Origin of the sequence: Ochrobactrum sp. S1502_03 (assembly GCF_044435015.1) — a bacterium.
Lineage (GTDB): Bacteria > Pseudomonadota > Alphaproteobacteria > Rhizobiales > Rhizobiaceae > Brucella > Brucella chromiisoli.
Map to the genome: position 1 here is coordinate 1 of NZ_JAYEXN010000049.1, position 18319 is coordinate 18319.

The following is an 18319-nucleotide window of genomic DNA, read 5'->3' on the forward strand; positions in this document are numbered from 1 at the left end:
CTCTGGTCGGGCTACGCCCTTCCGACGTTCCCCGATTGCGGCATAAACTGGCCTGATTTTACACCGCCATTTGGCCTGTTTTTATTCCGCCGTTGACAAAATCCAGCATGTGGCCTCAAAACTCTCTAAACACAAAGTCGTTGTAATAAGGAGTTTACATCACAGTTTTTTGACACTTTCTTATACACAGATTTAAGTGTTACCTCGGCGAGCACTCCATTGAGTTCGGTATTCGATCCTAGCCAATACTAAGGCATTCACAAACAAGACGGCGCATCTGCCAATGCGCCAATTTATGTTATCGCTTTACGGACATGCGCTGAAATCCATTCTGAAATGATAACAGTCAACAGAATGACAAGGAAAATTGTCGTGACCTGCGGCCACGCCAACATGCTCAGCGACGACTGAAGTTTTAGCCCTAGCCCGCCAGCACCAACAAGACCGAGTATTGCTGACTCTCGAATGTTAATATCCCAGCGAAACACGGTGATGCCCAAGAATGACGGCAACACCTGAGGCACAATTGCATAGTCAATTACCTGCAATCTGCTCGCACCAGTGGCCGAAACTGCTTCGACCTGACTTTGATCAACCTCTTCAATGGCCTCATAAAGAAGCTTTCCAACAAAACCAATCGACCGCAGCGCAATTGCAATAATGCCAGCCAGCAAACCTGGCCCAAGAATGGCGACCAGCAAAAGCGCCCAGATCAGCGAATTAATGGAACGTGACGCAACAATCAGGAAAAGGGCGGCGGGTCTGATAAACAGCAAGCTTGGGGTCGTGTTGCGTGCCGCAAGAAAGGCAATTGGAACAGCGAGCAGAGTACCGGCAGCAGTACCCAGTGTCGCCATATTTAAAGTATCCCACAATGGAACCAGAAGCTCCGGAAAATATGAAAGACGCGGTGGAAAAGCCCTCGATAAAATATCGGCTCCCTGCCGGGGCGCATCAGAGACAAAAGCCCAGATCGTGTCTTTGGTCATGATTTGCCAGCAAAAGACAAAAAAGGCCACCAGCACAAACCATCCAAACCAACGTATCAGCTCTGCACTTACGGGCATTTTACGCCAATGTTTAAACCCGGCAGTCGTCGTTGAAACAGGCATTACAATATCCGTTTACGAATAAGGCTCGAGCCGTATTCGGCGAGCATGACGATAACAATGATAAAGATCAGAACTGCACCGGCGCTATCATATTCATACCGGTCAATGGCTGTATTTAGCGTCGCACCAATACCACCTGCACCTACAATGCCAATGACCGCAGATTCACGAAAATTAATATCGAAACGGTAAAGCGACAGGCCAATAAGACGCGGTGCAACCTGTGGCTGAACAGCATAGTTGATCAACTGAAACCATGAAGCACCCGTCGCTTTAATGGCTTCGGCCTGCTTTTCATCGATTTCCTCTATAGCCTCAGCCAAAAGTTTTGCGATGAACCCTATTGTCGCGAAAGCAAGTGTCAGAAAGCCTGCGAATGGTCCAAAGCCGAACATGGCTACCAGCAGAATTGCTATAATTATTTCCTGAAACGCACGAGAAATGGCAATGATCGAACGGCAAAAATAATAGACAGGGGCTGGCGAAAGATTACGCGCCGCACCTACGCCTATCGGGACGGAAATCAATATGCCAACGACGGTTGAACAGAAGGTCATGGTCAGACTTTCCTGCAACCCCGCTGCAATATCACGCCATCGCGTCGTGAAGTCTGGAACCAGAAATCCCTGAAGAAAGCGCCATCCGCGATCCAAACCTTCATAGACACGTGCCCAATTGACGTCGATCGAGGCAGTTGCCAGCACGAAATAGATAGTTGCCCCACCATAAACAAGCCATCGGAGTTTTGCCGACTTAATAAATAGCGGCGGTCTGCTCCATGAACTGGGATATATGCTCACACTTGTTTGCGACATCAGACAAGGCTCGCAATTCTGTTTTCAAAAACATCTCGTTCAATTGCTGCAAGCTGTTCTTCGCCGGCATCATCTTCTGCCTGTTTCTTCATCTCGGCCCAGTCTTCTTCGCCGTAGATTTTCGTCAGAGCGGCAGTGTTCAGCTCATCTGGCCTCCCATCAAATACCACTTCACCAGCACGCAGCCCGATTATCCGTTCGACAAATGCCTGCGCAAGTAGGACATCGTGAATATTGATAATCGCGGGCAGATTTCGTTCTTTGCAGATTTCAACAATTAAGCGCATGATCTGGCGGGAGGTTTTAGGGTCAAGCGAAGCTGTCGGCTCATCAATAAGCAGCAACTCAGGATCCTGTTCCAAAGCGCGTGCAATGCCGACACGTTGGCGCTGCCCCCCGGATAAGGCATCCGCTCGTTTATCGGCATGTGCCATCAACCCGACACGATCAAGAAGCGCAAAGGCAGTCTCGACAAATGCTGGCGGATAACGGCGGAAAAAGCTTCGCCAGAAGGGGACATAACCCAGTCGCCCAGATAATACATTTTCCATAACGGTTAAACGTTCGATCAACGCATATTCCTGGAAGATCATTCCGATTTTGCGTCTCGCCAAACGAAGGTCGCCGCGCGACAAGCGCGTAATTTCGCGATCACCTAGAAATATTTGGCCTGAACTCGGCTCGATCAATCGGTTAATGCATCTGATAAGGCTCGATTTTCCAGCACCTGATGGGCCAATCAACCCAATGACCTGTCCAGCAGGAATATCCAGACTGATGCCATTGAGAGCTTTATCGCCCGTCTTATAAACCTTTGTCAGTCCGTTAATCCTGAGCATTATCGTTCCCGCCTGTAAAATAGAGAGGGCACCAGATTACGCGGCCGGTGCCCTGTAATTTTGGAAAGTTATTTACAAGCGTAAGAAACACCGTTCGCATCATCAATTTGACGGATAACTGCCCAATGTTCCTTGAACGAAATTGGAATAAAGGCTTCCTGAGGTGGCTCAGACGTGCCGAACTCCTTCAACAACGCCGACCCATCCCAATTATAAGTGAAGAACGCGTCTTTGATCTTTTCCTGCAGTTCAGGTGTCAGATTATGCGCAACGCCATAGCCGGTGGTTGGAAAGGTCTGCGACTTGAAAATCGACACAACCTGATCGTCTTTGACAACGTCACGGGCAACCATTCGCTTAAGAACAGAATTTGCAATCGCAGCCGCAGGATAATCCTTGTTCGCAACACCAAGGATCGAATTATCGTGCTTGCCAGAGAAAACCGGCTCAAAGTCAGTTCCGGCAGTGAGGTCATATTCTGCTTTCAAAAGTGCCGATGGAGCTTTGAAGCCTGAATTTGATGTTTCAGATGTGAAGGCGAGTTTCTTGCCTTTAATGTCTTCAATCTTCTCAATACCCGATTGCGGATAAGTGATGATTTCCATCTCGTAGCCGTATTCACCGTCCTTCGAAGCCATCATCGCAAAAGGGCGGAAGCCAGCACAAGCGACAGCAATCGGATTGGAGCCGGTATTAAAGCCTGAAACATGCAGACGTCCCGCACGCATTGCTTCAATCTGTGCAGCGTTTTCCTGTACTGGGAAGAACTGGACTTTCTTACCAGTCTTTTCTGCGAGGTGGCCCAAAAAACCTTTCCACACATCAGCATAGACAGCAGGGTCTTCTACAGGCGTATAAGCGAAGACCAATGTATCGGGGTCAACCAGTTGGCTCGCATCAGTCGGAATATCCGCAATCATATCGCCATCAGCATCGATATATCGGCCATCAAGTTTAAATTCAGCCTGTGCAGGCATTATGAATATAGCTGTCGTCAGCGCAAGTGCCGCTAAGATTTTTTTCATTGTGCAAGCCCCGTTACCAATACTGTTTTTTGGACAGGCCTCATATCTTTGTTGAATGTTACAGCAATATGAAAATGTAACAGATTATTTCATGGTGTTATAATTCAATTCAAGGCCACCCATAAATTTAAAGCTAATTACCTACACTCTTCACAGAGAGTTATAATGTTGATTAATATTAATTATTTTAGTTGAGATCAGCTTTAGAGAAGCCTGTAAAGGCCTTATAGGAAATCGAATTGGTGACCAATTGATCCCTAACATGAAATTCTAAGCCTAGCTGATAGAAATAATGTCTGGTACATTTCTGCGCGCCATGAAGTACGTGGAGGATAGGAACCGCCGATTGTATTACTGCTTAGGCCGCAACGTAACCGGAGCAAGTTTGTTGGCGCTTTGAGAATTGATAGTAGCAATCAGAAACATTGGCTCGTTTAAAACTGGGCACACATTAGCAGATTTGAAATTAAGGCCGAATTGGCGGTACGGATTGATCTAATATATCCGCTTTCAGGCAGAATTTGACGTAGAGTCAACACCAGCCGTGCTTCAACCCGACAGCTTCAAGCGGTTAACAATCGGCAACCTCCTGCACCGTCACGCCAGGGCGCAAGCTTTCCGAAACAATCCGGGTTTTTTGAATCAGCTGGCCACTGGCGATTGCTATCGCGCTTACTCTGATCCATTGAGAGAAACTCCGTTCTGTTCATTCGTTAACACTCAATGACAGAACACAAAATCAAACAGAATGTGGTGTCAGAACACCGGTGACGATACAGACTATATCTCAGCGCTCTGATCCTGCCAGTCAACAAGTCAAGAATGTAGGCGAATATTGAACGCCTTCATCTCGCTCGTTCAATTTGCATCAAGGTTGGTCAATCGAATATTTTAGCGATTACGGCTTGTTCGGCCTCCTCCCATTGACGCACGTCCTTGGTCACTTGCTCAATCTCTTTGTCACTGAGGTGGTGCGCACCGTCCTGGTCGATACGACATAGACTGAATGGCTTACCGACTGTGGGGGACGATAGGTCGAGCGCTTCCAAAACACGCAGGACCGCCGCGCAACCGAAGCGCATCGACCGCTCGGTGAAATTGAAGTGAGACAGAAGCGATCCGGCTTGCTGTGCCATGGCCGCACCGCTGCCGATCGCGTGGAATCCGATATCGGCGTAGTGCCCGATCATGCCAGAAGGCGTTATCTCAACAATCCACGGCTCACCTTTGCGCCACCCGGCAGCCATCACGTAGGCCGATGGCGAGCCGCCACCTTCTTCGCCCGGAACGTCCGAGATGAACGTGTCGTAGTGATGGCGCAGGATCGGGAGCACCTGATCTTGCAACGCGCGGCCGATATCCGGGGCCTCCAGAATAGCCGCACTGTTTTCATTGAAACACCGTTCGACGTCGAACAGCACCGATCGCGCGCCACTTCCGCCCCAAGCCGCTAACTCACCCAAAGGGTGTAGCTTCTCGGCCGGGTATGTCATGCCTCTCCCCTTGTCCGTAATCTGAGAGTCAGAGCCAAGCACGACTCCATCTTGGCAAACCGTAGCAAGGACGACGGTCATAATTTCAAACCTCTCGAGTCGTGTGTTTCGGAAAATCCGGCTGGATTTGCATTAGCCGCAGTTCGCTTTACGACGACGGTGCGATGCAGCCTGGAGTTGTTCTTAATAGGAATAACCCATTTTCCCTTCTCGATTTTGAATGTAGAGAGAACACGCGTGTAGTCGTATCGTTCCCACATTGCGTAGTCTAAAGGTGCTGGCAAGGCTCTAGCTGTCGAGTTCTGCCGTCATTTGAACCATTTTTGCGTCTTACTGTGATCCACATGAATACATTTAGGATCTTGAAATCGCGCCAAATTCCTCACGATGGACTCGGGCACCGGGGAACACAAAGGTGGTTCAATCCATCGCGCAAATCAACACACGCCCCTCATCAAGACGCGCCGAAGCTTCGCGGGCGCGGGCCAGCGGCGACAGCAGTAACTGGGGCAGATTTGGTGGGTGGATCTTGTTTTTGAGTCGAAGTCAGAAATATCAAACACTGTGCATATCGCGAGTTTCGCATCGATATTTCATGCCTATGGGATTCCTGATTTTGGCAAATCATGATTCTCTTTTGCGATGCCGAAGAGAACGCTTCCCTCGCCCAAGCATGCTGATACGCTTTCACTGAATGCGTTGCGCAGTCTGGTCACAGGTCTGGTTGAGAAAGCAGAACATGCAGAGGCTCGGCTTGAGAGACTGGAAGCTGAGAATGCAGCACTCCGTAAGGAGAATGCCGAGCTTCGTCTGGAAAACACCCAGCTTAAAGTCGAGAACCAACTGCTTCGCGATGAGATTGCTCGGCTGAAAAACCTGCCACCACGACCACCGTTCAAACCGTCAGGCATGGACAAGGCCACAGACGCGAAGGCGCAGGATAAGCAGGCAAGCAAGAAGAAGCCGCGTGGACCAAAACGGGATGTGGAACGCGTTGACCGTGATGTTGTTCTTCATGCCAATGCTCCGGTTGGTTCACGCTTTAAGGGCTACAAAAGCTATTACGTGCGCGATGTTGTTTTGCGCGCTGAAGTTATTCATTACCGGCGCGAATGTTGGGTGACACCGGACGGTAAAACAATTCTTGCGCCGCTGCCTACAGGAATCGTCGGAGGTTACGGACCTAGAGCGTAGACTCATAAACTGACGCACCATATGCGGATAGCGACAAGTTTGACAGCTGCCAGGAAATTGGCAGGGTTCTTGTCGTAACGTGTTGCAATGCCGCGATAGTGCTTGATGCGGTTAAAGAAGCGCTCGACTAAGTTTCTCTGGCGATATACCCGTGGCGAGAACGCGAAGACGTCCTTCCGGTTTGATTTGGGAGGAATATTGGCCCAGATTTTTCGTTCCGCAGCTGTCTTCCGGATCGTGTCGGTATCGTACGCTTTGTCCGCAAGCAGCGTGCCGCCTTCTTTGATGCATTCTATGAGCCCCTCAGCCTGTGAACAATCAGCGGCTTGTCCACCTGTCAGGCGAAGATTGATCGGACGGCCTTCTGCATCAACAATCGCGTGGATTTTGCTTGTGAGGCCGCCACGGGAACGTCCCATGCAACCATCGTCGGCATCCCCTTTTTTCCTGTGGCTCCGTGCTGGTGAACGCGGACACAGGTACTGTCGATCATCACGATATCACCGTCATAGGCTTGAGAGACGGCCTCCAGCAGTCGATCCCAGACACCAGCACGTCGCCAACGAACGAACCTATTGTAGCAAGTCGTTGCAACACCATAGCGCTCAGGGATTTCGGACCATGATGACCCGGTGCGAAACCGCCACAGAATTCCATTGAGTACCATACGATCATCGACGCGGGGCACACCACGAGGTTTACACGGTAACAGCGGCGCAATAATAGACCACTCTCGTTCTGTGAGCTCGTAACGGCGACGTGACATCAAACACCTCCAGTTCCGAGGCATTTGAATGACTAATCCATTCAAATAGCTATCCTATTTATGAGTGTACGACCTAATCTGCGGCGGCTCTGTTTCATGCTGCACGCACAGGGCCAGGTGACGATGGAACGACTATCGACGCTGTTGAACGATATCGGCGTGGACATCTCGAAACGACAGGTTGTTCGTCTGCTGACAAAGAAGATGGATGGGTTTGTGGCTGAAGATGCGGCAGTTCTGCATGCTGGTCTGGTGTCAGCCGCCTATGTGACGGTCGACGACACCGGTGCCCGACATGCTCGCGATAGCTTCTATACTACTCATATCGGCAACGCGCATTTTAGCGTCTTTCGAACCACAAAGACGAAATCACGGCTGAACTTTCTCGCTCTGCTACGCGGTAATTACCGGGATTATGTTCTCAACGATGCGGCTTTTGATTATTTGCTGGCCCGTAACACCGATCCTGCAATCATAGCGCTCTTGCGAACCCGCAAACCACAGCACTTTTTCAATCAGGTGCCGTTTCTTGAGCATCTGCTCAGCAACGGCGTTGATATCTTCGACAAAGATGTACTTCGAATTGTCAGCGAAGCTGGTCTATGGGGAGCTATCCGATATCACGGGCTTATGGGCAATACGGTCATTGTCTCTGACGATGCCGGCCAATTCCGGGTGGGAGACCATGCCCTGTGCTGGGTCCATGCGGAACGTTTGTTGCACAAACTGATGCCAACAACGCCCCAGCAGGTGGAACATGTCGAAACGCTGCGCAAACTCATCTGGCTCTTTTACAAGCTTTTGAAAGACTTTGCCCGAAGTCCCAGCCGACGTGCAGCTCAGGCCCTTGAAGTCAGGTTCGATCGGATCTTTTCCATCCGCACCGGATATACTGATCTGGATAAGCTTCTGGCACGCTTATTGCGCCGTAAACAGGAATTGCTGAAAGTTCTCGAACGACCAGAAATCCCGTTGCACACCAATGCTTCCGAGAATGATTTGCGCAGCTGCGTCACCAAGCGAAAAATCTCCGGCGGCACCATGAGCCAGGATGGACGTGTCGCCCGCGATACCATGCTAGGCCTTATGAAGACCTGCAAGAAACTCGGGCTTTCCTTCTGGCACTACCTCGCCGATCGGCTTGGTGTATCCACTCAGAAGCCAGCCATTCCGGAGCTTGCAGGCCTCATCATCGCAAAAGCCTGACAGGCTATGTCTTTACCGGCGATCAGGCTTCAAAAATGGGACCACCCCGCCTCGCTTTATCGACACCTCATCCATCATATGTTTGCCAGTCAGCGTCAGCAATGATGGCGAAACGTTCCACTGTTTGTCATCATCTGTGTGTACCGTCACCGTCTTGCGATTGCAGCGGATAACAAAACCCCGAACCAAGGTTCCACCCGGCCCTTCAAACGTCACACCGCTGCCAATCCTGATATCCTGTAAGGCAGCAGTTGTCTTCTGCTGATGCAACAACTGCAATCGCTCCACGATGCGCCGGTTCAGATCCATAAGCGTTGCTTCATCCAGACTATCAATATCGATCTCTGTCATCCGCGCCTTTTTCAAAATGCAATTGCAAGCAATCTTCTGTCACAGACCGGATTATGATAGATTGCGACAACGCGTGCAATTGCCCGGTAAAATGGCACCGCCTCCAAATCTGCCCCGCTTACCGATAGCAAGGTTTTCAGAGGCATTTGGTTGAGAGCGTAACACGTTGAAATTATGGTAAATGACGTATTAATTATAAGCTAAATGGTCTTTATGTTTCAGCACTTGTGATGCTTCTAGTGTTGATTTATAACCTTTGATAAGTATCTCTTATCGATGTTAAGATGACCAACTATTGACCATCATCATGAAAACGCCTATCATTGAGAAAAGAGCGGCAACAATCACAGTCGCCCGATCATTTGCGGAGCGGTATAAGATGACTGTATCAGTCAAGGTCGCAGAGGCCAAAACCCATCTGTCAGAACTTCTCGCCAGGGTAGAAGCCGGCGAAGAGGTGATCATTTCACGCGGTAACACACCAATCGCGAAACTCTCGCGTATACGGCGTGAGAACAATGTCCAGGCACTGATTGCTGAAATCAAAGCACAGCGTCAGACGCGGCAGCCCACCACTCAGGCTGAAATCCGGGAGTGGATCGAGGAAGGCCGTCGCTACTAATGTCTTTTGTTCTTGATGCATCCATCGCCGCCGCCTGGTTTCTGCCGGATGAACAACATGAGGCAGCAGATCGCTTGATGACCGACCTGCAGTCGACAATTGCTTTCGTCCCCTCTCTGTTCTGGTTTGAGACGCGTAATTTGTTCCTTGTGTGTGAACGACGCAAACGGCTGAAATCCGGCGAGGCACTGTTATTGATGGCTCAGTTACGTGGCTTTCCAATTGAAGACTTCGGTTCGGGAAGCGACAGTGCAATTTTAAGCCTGTCTGAACGCTATGGATTAAGTGGTTATGATGCTTCCTATCTGGCGCTCGCTCTCTCAGAGAACGTGCCATTAGCAACAGGTGACCGGAAACTTGCCGGAGCAGCGCGGGCTGAAGGCATCTTAATCCGAGGACCGTTGGAGAATGAGCATTAATCGTTCAGAGGAAGCACCAATCTTTGGACAGCGCGCTACTGCCCTTGATGCTCTGGAGGCCGTGTTACCCTTTGACCGACGGGGTTTTCTTGCTGGCCTTCTGACCGATGATGACATCGAAACGCTGCGCCATCTTGCCAAAGAGGGCGTGGGCGAGAATTCGCTGCGCGCGCTTGCTTCTGATCTTGGCTATCTCGAAGCCTGGTCACTATGCTCGACTGGCTATCCCCTCCCCTGGCCAGCACCAGAAGCCCTGCTGATCAAGTTCGTAGCTCATCATCTATGGGATCCCGCAAAACGCGAAGCCGATCCCTCGCATGGCATGCCGGATGAGATCGCTGCAGCACTCCGCTCAAAAGGATTACTGCGCTCTGCTGGACCGCATGCGCCCTCCACCGTCCAGCGACGGCTGGCCAGCTGGTCAACGCTGACCCGCTGGCGCGGTCTGCAAGGCGAATTTAATGCCCCCGGGCTCAAAACTGCCCTACGGTTGGCGGTACGCGCCAGTCAGCGACCACGCCAGCGCAAAAGTGAAAAAGCTGTCAGCCTTGATGTCCTCAGCAAGCTGCTTGCCACCTGTGAGGATGACAGCTTTGTCGATCTGCGAGACAAAGCTTTGCTTCTTGTCGCTTTTGCCTCCGGTGGGCGCCGGCGCAGCGAGATGGCAGGCCTGCGCATGAGTCAGTTGACAGAAGAAGAACCTGTTCCAGCTTCAGAGGCAGATGCTGCTCCCCTGCCCTGCCTGAAAATTCAACTCGGTCGAACCAAAACAACGCAAGCCGATCACGATGCCTTTGTCCTGCTGATCGGCAAGCCCGTCACAGCACTCAGGCAATGGATCAAAGCTACCGCAATCACAAAGGGAGCAGTCTTCCGGGCAATAGACCGCTGGGGCAATGTCAAACCTTTCGCTCTCACGCCACACTCGGTCAACGCAATTCTGAAAAGCCGGATCAGCCAAGCTGGTCTTGATGCGGCAAGTTTTAGTGCGCACGGCCTACGCTCCGGTTATCTTACCGAAGCTGCCCGCAGCGGTGTCCCGCTCCCAGAAGCCATGCAGCAATCACAGCACAAATCCATCAATCAGGCTGCTCGCTATTACAATGATGCAGAACGAAAATCAGGAAAAGCCGCAAGACTGATTGTTTAGGTCATCAAGAAAAATGATTACTATGCGGAACTCTCGATTACTCAGGAGTTGCAGAAGCGCCGCAATACCAAGGCTGCCAAGCGTTTCATGAGTAAACTGGACTTGTCCCGCTTTATTTCCGCCTCTTTATCTCGTTTCGGCGGTTATCTGTTCGAATTGAGCGGGCGATATTCCTCCGAGGGTCGAATGCTTTCTGCGGATGTTGTAGAATCCGTTTATGTATTTGAATAGCGCATCCTTTAGATGCTGCCGTATTTGCCACGTATGTCGCCAAATCAGCTCCGCCTTCAGTGTCTTGAAGAATGTTTCTGACACAGCATTATCCCAGCAGTTTCCTTTCCCACTTGTCAATCGGCATTTAAACGGGACAAGTCCACACGCGTAGGACGCCCCGAATGAGGAGCCAAGGATTATCCCTTCGGTTAAGGTGTTGCCTCTTGAGATGTTGTGTTTATTGTAAGTGCTGAAATCAGCTGAGAAAATCAATGGTATCGAAAACCACACTGAATGCGAAGAACCTGGAGGCTTTGGGTGTTGAGAGACTTGCTGAATTGTTGATTGAGGTCAGCACCGGCAATGCAAATCACAAGCGCCTGCTCCGTATGGAATTGGTCGGTAATTCGAGTGGTGCCGAACTGGCAAGAGAAGTCCGAAAGCGCTTAAGTAGCATTGCACGTTCGAAAAGCTGGATTGACTGGCACAAGGTCAAGTCTGTTAAGGCTGATCTTGAAGCGCAGCGTAAATCTATCGTCGAGAAAATCGCGCCAAATGATCCACAAGAGGCCTTTGAGCTGATCTGGCAGTTTCTGTCTTTGGCCGATTCGATTTTCGAGCGCTCTCACGATAGTAGCGGTATGTTGATTGAAAGTTTTCACGTCGCGAGCGAAGACGCTGGCCGTATAGCTTCAATGGCAAAAGTTTCGAATGAGCGTTTGGTTGAGAAAGTATTTTCGGTTTTACAGGATAATGGATACGGCCAGTATGATGAACTGATTAATGCTATGGCACCAGCTCTTGGTGAAGCTGGCTTGCGTAAGCTTCAGAACACAGTTGAAGTATGGGCCAAAGAGCCAAAACCGAAAGTTGTGAAGCAAGATAAAGAGGTTGTCGGCTGGAGCAGTAACGGGCCTGTTTATCGTGATGAGTTTTACTCGAATAGTAAAACGATACGAGTAAAGGTTATTCTTCAGCAAATCGCTGATGCACTCGGCGACGTAGATCTTTATATTGAACAGCAACCCGAGAAATCTCGGACATTTGCAACGATCACAACAGACATTGCGCAACGGCTTCTGGCTGCCGGTCGCGTTCAAGAAGCTTTGGAAGCACTCGATAAGACAGAATTCGATAGGCGCCGCGAGATTCCTTCAGAATGGCAAGCTTTACGCGCTGAAGTGCTCGAAGCGCTTGGGCGAACCGATGAAGCGCAACAGTTTCGTTGGAAAAGCTTTGAACAATCGCTCAATAGCGAGCTTCTGCGAGATTATGTGAAACGTCTTCCTGATTTTGATGATGTCGAAGCTGAAGATCGAGCTTTCGCTTATGTTCAGGCATTCCCAGATGCCAATCACGCTTTGTATTTCTATCTTCAATATTCATCGCTTGCAGAAGCTTCGAAGCTGGTAATCAGCCGAGCAAGTGAGATGGACGGGGATCATTACGAGCTCATGACTGAGGCAGCAGACAAACTATCAGCAAAATATCCTTTGGCTGCGACTATGCTTTTACGTTCAATGATCGATTTCACTCTCGATGGAGGGCGTTCCAGTCGTTACAAACATGCCGCCCGGCATTTGCTTGAGTGTGGAAGCCTTTCCCGCAGCATCGAAGATTATGGCATGTTCGTGTCACACGAAACTTATCTCGCTGAATTAAGAAAAGTCCATGGCCGGAAACACGGCTTCTGGCCGCTTGTTAGTCAGTGAGTTATTCGAGGAATAGGTTAATCTAATGATCAGATTGAACATTATTCCTTCTATTTTATCGCTGGGTTTTCTTATTGCTTGGAAAAAGGAGAATGCGATGGCAAAAGTGAATGTAGCTGTTCTGGTGGGAAGCTTGAGAAAAGACTCGTTCAACCGCAAGGTTGCTCTTGGCCTCAACGCGATCAAGCCGGACGATATGGCCCTGACGATTATCGAGATCGGCGATTTGCCACTTTATAATCCTGATTTGGATACCGATACGCCGCCTGCTGCATGGACGCAGTTCCGGTCGGAAGTTAGTAAAACAAATTCTGTACTGTTCGTAACACCTGAATATAATCGTTCTTTGCCAGCTGCGCTTAAAAATGCGCTTGATGTTGGTTCGCGCCCATATGGTGCGAGCGTGTGGGGTGGAAAACCTGCTGCCATCATCAGCGGCTCACCGGGCAATATCTCGGCCTTCGGTGCCAATCATCATCTTCGTCAGTCGCTCGTCTTTCTGGATATGCCGACTTTACAGCAACCCGAAGCTTATCTTGCGCATGTTGATAAGCTGCTGGACGACAAGGGTAATCTGGTCCCTGACACCGCAAAGTTCCTTGGCGATTTCCTCAAGGCGTTTGACAAGTTTGCGCAGAAAAACCTCTGATAAACACATCATCGCCGTGCATCCTGCATAGGATGCACGGCGTTTCTATTTAGAATGCAGAGGCTGCTTACTTCAGCTGATCCTGTACCTTATTGATTGCAGCGATCGCGCAGGCTTCATCAAACTGGCCGCCCGGTGCGCCGCCAACACCAACTGCTCCGATTGTTGCATCGCCCACTTTGATTGGCACGCCACCAGCCAGAACGAGGAAGCCGTCGATGGATGCAAGCTGTGCTGCTGCCGGATTCTTGGTGATGTTTTCAGCCATGACACTGGTTGGTGTGCGTGAGGATGAAGACGTATACGCCTTCTGGCGCGCTGCTTCCGGTGTATGCGAACCAGCATTGTCAGCACGCAAAAGCGCACGAAGCACACCGGCACGGTCAACAACAGCGGCGGAAACATTATAGCCATCGGCTGCACAGGCTGCGACAGCTTCACGGGCGATTGTGCCAGCCAGTTCCATCCCGATGTTCTTTTCTTCAAGAACCTGCGCGGAGGCAGCTGAGGTCATGAGGGCAGCGGCAGTAACAGCAAGAAAAATGCGCTTCATAATTGTGTCTCCTGTGGAACAATTCGTTGAAAGTCGTCGCTTTCTGATCACTGTTCTACAGGCATTTGTCATTCGACTGAATCCGCGACCGCACCAAGCTTAATAGGTAGTTCTACTGAGATGTGGCAAGACGCAGGCGAACGAACTCCGCTATGGAGCTTGTTCTGAGCTTCTCCGCAATATTTGCGCGATGTGCATCAATGGTGCGTGCCGATATATCGAGTGCGCCAGCAATGTCCTTGCTGGAATAGCCTTCGCAGACAAGGTCGAACACTTCTCTTTCGCGGATTGTCAGACTTTTAAGCAGTACTGCTGCTTCCTGCTTCTCAAGATTTTTGTCCAGCAGGTCTTTTGCCGAATGGATCGCATCAAGCAGCACATCTTCGTCGATTGGTTTGCTCAGAAAATCACTGACACCCGCTTTGAAAGCTCGTCTGCATGCATTGACGTCACCATGCCCGGTTATCATCACGATGGGCCAGTTGATGCCGCGCTCGGTCAGTTTCTGCTGCACCTGCAATCCGCTGATTAATGGCATTCGCAAATCGAGCAACAGAATGCCGGGGCGGCTTTCATCGATATGAGCGAGAAATGTTGTCGGATCAGCAAAGGTCTCGACAGCCATACCATAGGTAGAGAGCAGCATCGAAAGTCCATCACGAACGGCTTCATCATCATCAACCAGATAGATTGTCGTCTCGCTCACGCGTCGGTTTCCTTTGTATGAAGGGGAAGCTTAACCACGAAACATGCGCCGCCTGTTTCATTATTCTGGGCTTCGATGTGGCCGCCGATGCGTTCAATCAGGGTCGCGCAAAGGGTCAGCCCCAGCCCCATGCCATCTTTCTTCGTGGTGAAGAAAGGCTCGAACAGGCGTGGTAGCAAATCATCAGCAATGCCCGGACCATTGTCAGAAACACTGATCCGGATCTGCTTGTTCTCATGTGTTGTTGCGACTGTGATCATACAATCAGCAGTGCTGCTGTCCCGAGGACTATCGGCTGAGTTTCGGATCAGATTGTTGAAGACCTGCTCAAGCTCAACAGGGTCTGCCATCAGCTGCGGCAAATCGGGTGCGAGGTCCAGTTTGAGGGCAATACCGCGCTGTTCCAGATCGGAATGCAGCAGTTCCACCGTGTCATGAATGATGCGGTTGATTGCAACAGAGACACGCTTCGGCGGGCGGTTGCTGATATAATCACGCATCCGTTTGAGCATATCACCAGCACGTCTTGCCTCGCGGACATTGGCAGCCATTGCTTTCCTTAAAACGGCATTGTCGATGCCGGATTGTTCGATAATGCGTTCGGCGGCACGGCTCTGGCTCATCAGCGCGGTCAGAGGCTGCGCCAGTTCATGTGCAATTCCGGAGGCGAGTTCGCCCATGGAGTTAACCCGCGCCGCATGTGCAAGCCGCGTCTCGCGCTCAAGCGCAAAACTGCGTTGTTCGGCCATATCGGCTGAACCTTGCAGGCGACGCACTTCGCGCCGGTGTTGCAGACTATATCCGAGCAGCAAAAGCACGATAAGACTGGTCACAGAAACCACAGCCAGCGAAACACCGTCAATAAGATCAGCAAGAGAGATAGGGTAATCCATTGTAAGCTGCAGCGGTTGCGACTGGCTGTCAATGGCGCGGCTGAACTTTGGCGAGGCAAGCCATCCGGTTGCCTGTTGCGGGGCTTTTTGTTCCATGACGACAGAGCCGTCGAGCACCAGCGTGAAATTGGCCCATTTTGGCAATTCGTCCATATCGATGAGCAGTTCCGGATCGATACGCATAATCAGCGCAAGCGCCGGATTGCTGTCTTTGAGCTTTTTGGCAAGTAGATATTCGTGCTGAGCAGCTGGGCTGACATAGCTTCTAACCTCGCCTGCGTGCTGTACGAAAATGTCTCTGCCAAGCGAACTGAAATCAGGAATGGCAGCATCGGATGGCGCTGAGAAAACTGGTTTAACACTTGTCGAGGCGGAAGCGTCGCGCCACGTTATCTCAACTTCCTGAATAGCTTTGATACGCGGGTAAAACCGCATGATGCTATCGCTGACCTGTTTTAGCAGTTCAGGCTTTTTATCGCCGTCTGCGAGAATGAGCGAAGCCAGTGTGGTCATATGCGCATCCTGCTGAGCGACGCGCTGCGAGATCATCCGATGCAAAAGAAAGCCGGCTTCATTTAATTCGCTAGCTTCATGTTTCAGTGATCGGTTTACGGATAGCGCCAGATAAAGCCCCATACACAGAAGCCACATCACCAGAATGCAGGCTGTCCACTTTAACCGGGAACGCATCATGTTCGACATTTCCGCATCCCTAAGTTCAGCTTCGTTATCATTATAGGCCATAATGACAACGATTCATCAAGTGTTGGAAGGGCTGTTGGAAAACCTAATCTCTTAACATTATGTCTGAAGGGCCAAGAGAAGGGGTATGAGCTGAGCGAGTATACGGCTTAGTGCCGGGGGCGTGGCCCTTGATTGAACGCAAGCGCAGAGCCGCACAGCCACAATTACAATATTAAGCCGTGTTCAGTGCAAATATCTGATTTCCATTAAATAAAATAGCGGAGAGGGTGGGACTCTTTCCCAATGTACTGATTTTCAACGCTTTTTCAGTAACTATCTGAATTCATTGCCCGTTTCGATATTTTTAACGATACATTTTACGATACATTTTGACAATGGGCTCGCATCCATCTTTGCACAGAATGGCAAATCGGCTACCTATGCCTTTGAAATATTTTTAGGGGCGAAGTGAACCGCCCCGGCTTTGCCGGAGACCCCAACTCGTGAGAAGTAGGGTCTATGACAAGCAAAACGACGAACAAATTTTCTCCTGAAGTCCGCGCCCGCGCCGTTCGGATGGTGACGGAACATGAAGCTGAACACTCATCGCGCTGGGCGGCGGTATCATCGATAGCGGCCAAGATCGGCTGCTCGGCGCATACCCTCCATGAATGGGTGAAGAAGGCCGAGGTCGACAGCGGCAAGCGTGCAGGTTTGCCGAGTGACGTGGCGGAGAAGATGAAGGCACTGGAGCGGGAGAACCGCGAGCTTCGTCAGGCGAATGAGATTTTACGCAAAGCCTCGGCGTATTTTGCCCAGGCGGAGCTCGATCGCCCACTGAAGCGATGATTTCCTTCATCGACGAACACCGCTCGGTGCTCGGGGTCGAGCCGATCTGCAGGCTGCTGCCGATTGCCCCGTCCACCTATTATGAAGTCGTCGCCAAGCGCACGGACGTGGGTCGCCTATCGGCCCGCGAACGGAATGATATTGCCATGAAAGTCGAGATACGCCGGGTGTTCAACGAGAACTTCCAGGTCTATGGCGTGCGCAAAGTCTGGCGGCAGTTGCAGCGAGAAGGTTACGACATCGCCCGCTGCACCGTCGCTCGGCTTATGAGAATGATGGGGCTTCAAGGCGTCATTCGCGGCAAGCCAGTCAAAACCACCGTGTCGGACAAGTCAGCTCCATGCCCACTCGACCGGGTGAACCGACAGTTCTTCGCTCCAGCGCCGAACATGCTGTGGTTATCCGATTTCACCTATGTCGCGACCTGGCAAGGCTTCGTTTACGTGGCCTTTGTCATTGATGCCTTCGCCCGCCGTATCGTCGGTTGGCGGGCAAGCCGGACGGCTCATGCCAGCTTTGTGCTCGATGCCCTCGACCAGGCGCTTCATGATCGGCGGCCTGTCAAACGCGGCGTGCTGGTTCATCATTCCGACCGCGGCTCGCAATACGTGTCCATTCGCTATTCCGAACGGCTGGCGGAGGCGGGTATCGAGCCGTCTGTCGGAAGCGTTGGCGACAGTTACGACAATGCTCTCGCCGAAACGATCAACGGTCTTTACAAGGCCGAGGTCATCCATCGCCGGGGACCGTGGCGAAGCTTTGAAGCCGTGGAGTTCGCCACGCTCGAATGGGTCGACTGGTTCAACAACCGCCGCCTTCTGGAGCCCATCGGAAACATTCCGCCCGCCGAGGCTGAAGAACGATACTATGCCATGCTGGACGCACCAGCCATGGCCGCGTAACTTAAACCAAACGGTCTCCGGTAAAGCCGGGACGGTTCATTTTCAAGCAGGATGCGGTTATTCAGCATCTGGTGCCAGCGTTCGATTTTCCCTTGCGTCTGCGGGTGGCCGGGAGCGCCGTGAACCTGGTCGATCTTGTATTTCTCCAGCCATTCGCCGAGATCGG

The 18319-nt window shown here is 51.0% G+C and carries 18 protein-coding genes, 2 pseudogenes and 1 other annotated feature; of the genes and pseudogenes, 8 read left to right on the plus strand and 12 right to left on the minus strand.

What is annotated here, in order from left to right:
• Positions 1–293: 293 nt before the first annotated feature.
• The 5 genes from phnE (VBH83_RS18075) to VBH83_RS18095 form a co-directional block, all read right to left on the minus strand.
• Positions 294–1112, minus strand: a complete 819-nt coding sequence (gene phnE, locus VBH83_RS18075) for a phosphonate ABC transporter, permease protein PhnE (RefSeq protein WP_396998955.1) — start codon at positions 1110–1112, stop codon at positions 294–296.
• Positions 1112–1927, minus strand: a complete 816-nt coding sequence (phnE, locus tag VBH83_RS18080; protein ID WP_396998956.1) for a phosphonate ABC transporter, permease protein PhnE — start codon at positions 1925–1927, stop codon at positions 1112–1114. Before phnE (VBH83_RS18080) ends, phnE (VBH83_RS18075) begins: the two co-directional genes overlap by 1 nt.
• Complete coding sequence (gene phnC, locus VBH83_RS18085) at positions 1927–2766, minus strand: phosphonate ABC transporter ATP-binding protein (RefSeq protein WP_396998957.1); 840 nt, start codon at positions 2764–2766, stop codon at positions 1927–1929. Before phnC ends, phnE (VBH83_RS18080) begins: the two co-directional genes overlap by 1 nt.
• 68 nt (positions 2767–2834) lie before the next feature.
• A complete protein-coding gene (phnD, locus tag VBH83_RS18090) occupies positions 2835–3791 on the minus strand; it encodes a phosphate/phosphite/phosphonate ABC transporter substrate-binding protein (protein WP_396998958.1) in 957 nt (318 codons plus the stop codon).
• An 878-nt stretch (positions 3792–4669) separates the two neighbouring features.
• Positions 4670–5284 carry a proteasome protein gene (locus tag VBH83_RS18095; RefSeq protein WP_396998959.1) on the minus strand — a complete coding sequence of 205 codons (615 nt, stop codon included), beginning with the start codon at positions 5282–5284 and terminating at the stop codon, positions 4670–4672.
• Between the two features lie 642 nt (positions 5285–5926).
• Between VBH83_RS18095 and VBH83_RS18100 the strand changes: the two genes are divergently transcribed.
• Positions 5927–6478: a hypothetical protein gene (locus tag VBH83_RS18100; protein ID WP_396998960.1), complete on the plus strand. Its 552-nt coding sequence runs from the start codon at positions 5927–5929 to the stop codon at positions 6476–6478.
• Between the two features lie 2 nt (positions 6479–6480).
• On the opposite strand, the gene VBH83_RS18105 is transcribed toward VBH83_RS18100, so the two are convergent.
• Positions 6481–7244 (minus strand): IS5 family transposase gene (locus VBH83_RS18105; protein WP_396998961.1). Its coding sequence is split into 2 segments (ribosomal slippage): positions 6481–6923 and positions 6923–7244, totalling 765 coding nucleotides; the frame shifts between segments, so codons are not numbered across the junction.
• A gap of 96 nt (positions 7245–7340) precedes the next feature.
• On the opposite strand from VBH83_RS18105, the gene VBH83_RS18110 reads away from it, so the two are divergent.
• Complete coding sequence (locus VBH83_RS18110) at positions 7341–8450, plus strand: transposase (RefSeq protein ID WP_396998962.1); 1110 nt, start codon at positions 7341–7343, stop codon at positions 8448–8450.
• Between the two features lie 12 nt (positions 8451–8462).
• On the opposite strand, the gene VBH83_RS18115 is transcribed toward VBH83_RS18110, so the two are convergent.
• Positions 8463–8816: a hypothetical protein gene (locus VBH83_RS18115; RefSeq protein WP_396998963.1), complete on the minus strand. Its 354-nt coding sequence runs from the start codon at positions 8814–8816 to the stop codon at positions 8463–8465.
• A gap of 364 nt (positions 8817–9180) precedes the next feature.
• Between VBH83_RS18115 and VBH83_RS18120 the strand changes: the two genes are divergently transcribed.
• The 3 genes from VBH83_RS18120 to VBH83_RS18130 are packed head-to-tail and all read left to right on the plus strand — an operon-like array spanning position 9181 to position 10992.
• A complete protein-coding gene (locus VBH83_RS18120; RefSeq protein ID WP_396998964.1) occupies positions 9181–9423 on the plus strand; it encodes a type II toxin-antitoxin system Phd/YefM family antitoxin in 243 nt (80 codons plus the stop codon).
• Positions 9423–9842 (plus strand): type II toxin-antitoxin system VapC family toxin, encoded by a 420-nt coding sequence (locus VBH83_RS18125; protein WP_396998965.1) that lies wholly within the window; start codon positions 9423–9425, stop codon positions 9840–9842. The genes VBH83_RS18120 and VBH83_RS18125 overlap by 1 nt, the downstream gene beginning before the upstream one ends.
• Positions 9832–10992, plus strand: coding sequence for a site-specific integrase (locus VBH83_RS18130; RefSeq protein WP_396998966.1), 1161 nt, complete (start codon positions 9832–9834; stop codon positions 10990–10992). Before VBH83_RS18125 ends, VBH83_RS18130 begins: the two co-directional genes overlap by 11 nt.
• Positions 10993–11118: 126 nt before the next feature.
• On the opposite strand, the pseudogene VBH83_RS18135 reads toward VBH83_RS18130, so the two are convergent.
• Positions 11119–11337: pseudogene (locus VBH83_RS18135) on the minus strand (IS3 family transposase); the annotation flags it as partial.
• Between the two features lie 140 nt (positions 11338–11477).
• Between VBH83_RS18135 and VBH83_RS18140 the strand changes: the two are divergent.
• Together VBH83_RS18140 and VBH83_RS18145 are read left to right on the plus strand one after the other, a co-directional pair.
• The gene (locus VBH83_RS18140; RefSeq protein WP_396998967.1) at positions 11478–12917 is read left to right on the plus strand and encodes a DUF6880 family protein; all 1440 of its coding nucleotides are present in this window, start codon (positions 11478–11480) and stop codon (positions 12915–12917) included.
• A 97-nt stretch (positions 12918–13014) separates the two neighbouring features.
• Positions 13015–13566 (plus strand): NADPH-dependent FMN reductase, encoded by a 552-nt coding sequence (locus tag VBH83_RS18145; protein ID WP_396998968.1) that lies wholly within the window; start codon positions 13015–13017, stop codon positions 13564–13566.
• A 67-nt stretch (positions 13567–13633) separates the two neighbouring features.
• Here the strand turns inward: VBH83_RS18145 and VBH83_RS18150 are convergent, their stop codons facing one another.
• From VBH83_RS18150 to VBH83_RS18160, 3 genes are all read right to left on the minus strand, one after another.
• Entirely contained in the window at positions 13634–14119 is a 486-nt protein-coding gene (locus tag VBH83_RS18150; RefSeq protein WP_313830401.1) for a heme-binding protein, read from the minus strand.
• Between the two features lie 112 nt (positions 14120–14231).
• A complete protein-coding gene (locus VBH83_RS18155; protein ID WP_313830400.1) occupies positions 14232–14825 on the minus strand; it encodes a response regulator in 594 nt (197 codons plus the stop codon).
• The gene (locus tag VBH83_RS18160) at positions 14822–16420 is read right to left on the minus strand and encodes a sensor histidine kinase (RefSeq protein ID WP_396998969.1); all 1599 of its coding nucleotides are present in this window, start codon (positions 16418–16420) and stop codon (positions 14822–14824) included. The genes VBH83_RS18155 and VBH83_RS18160 overlap by 4 nt, the downstream gene beginning before the upstream one ends.
• A gap of 501 nt (positions 16421–16921) precedes the next feature.
• Here VBH83_RS18160 and VBH83_RS18165 point away from each other — a divergent pair.
• Positions 16922–18153, plus strand: a protein-coding gene (locus tag VBH83_RS18165; protein ID WP_396998970.1) for an IS3 family transposase whose coding sequence is annotated in 2 segments (ribosomal slippage) — positions 16922–17213 and positions 17213–18153 — 1233 coding nt in all. Because the reading frame shifts where the segments join, the coding sequence is not laid out codon by codon here.
• Positions 17206–17322, plus strand: a sequence feature (AL1L pseudoknot). It overlaps the preceding gene by 117 nt.
• Here VBH83_RS18165 and VBH83_RS18170 read toward each other — a convergent pair.
• A pseudogene (locus tag VBH83_RS18170) lies at positions 18117–18319 on the minus strand (hypothetical protein); the annotation flags it as partial. The gene VBH83_RS18165 and the pseudogene VBH83_RS18170 overlap by 37 nt on opposite strands.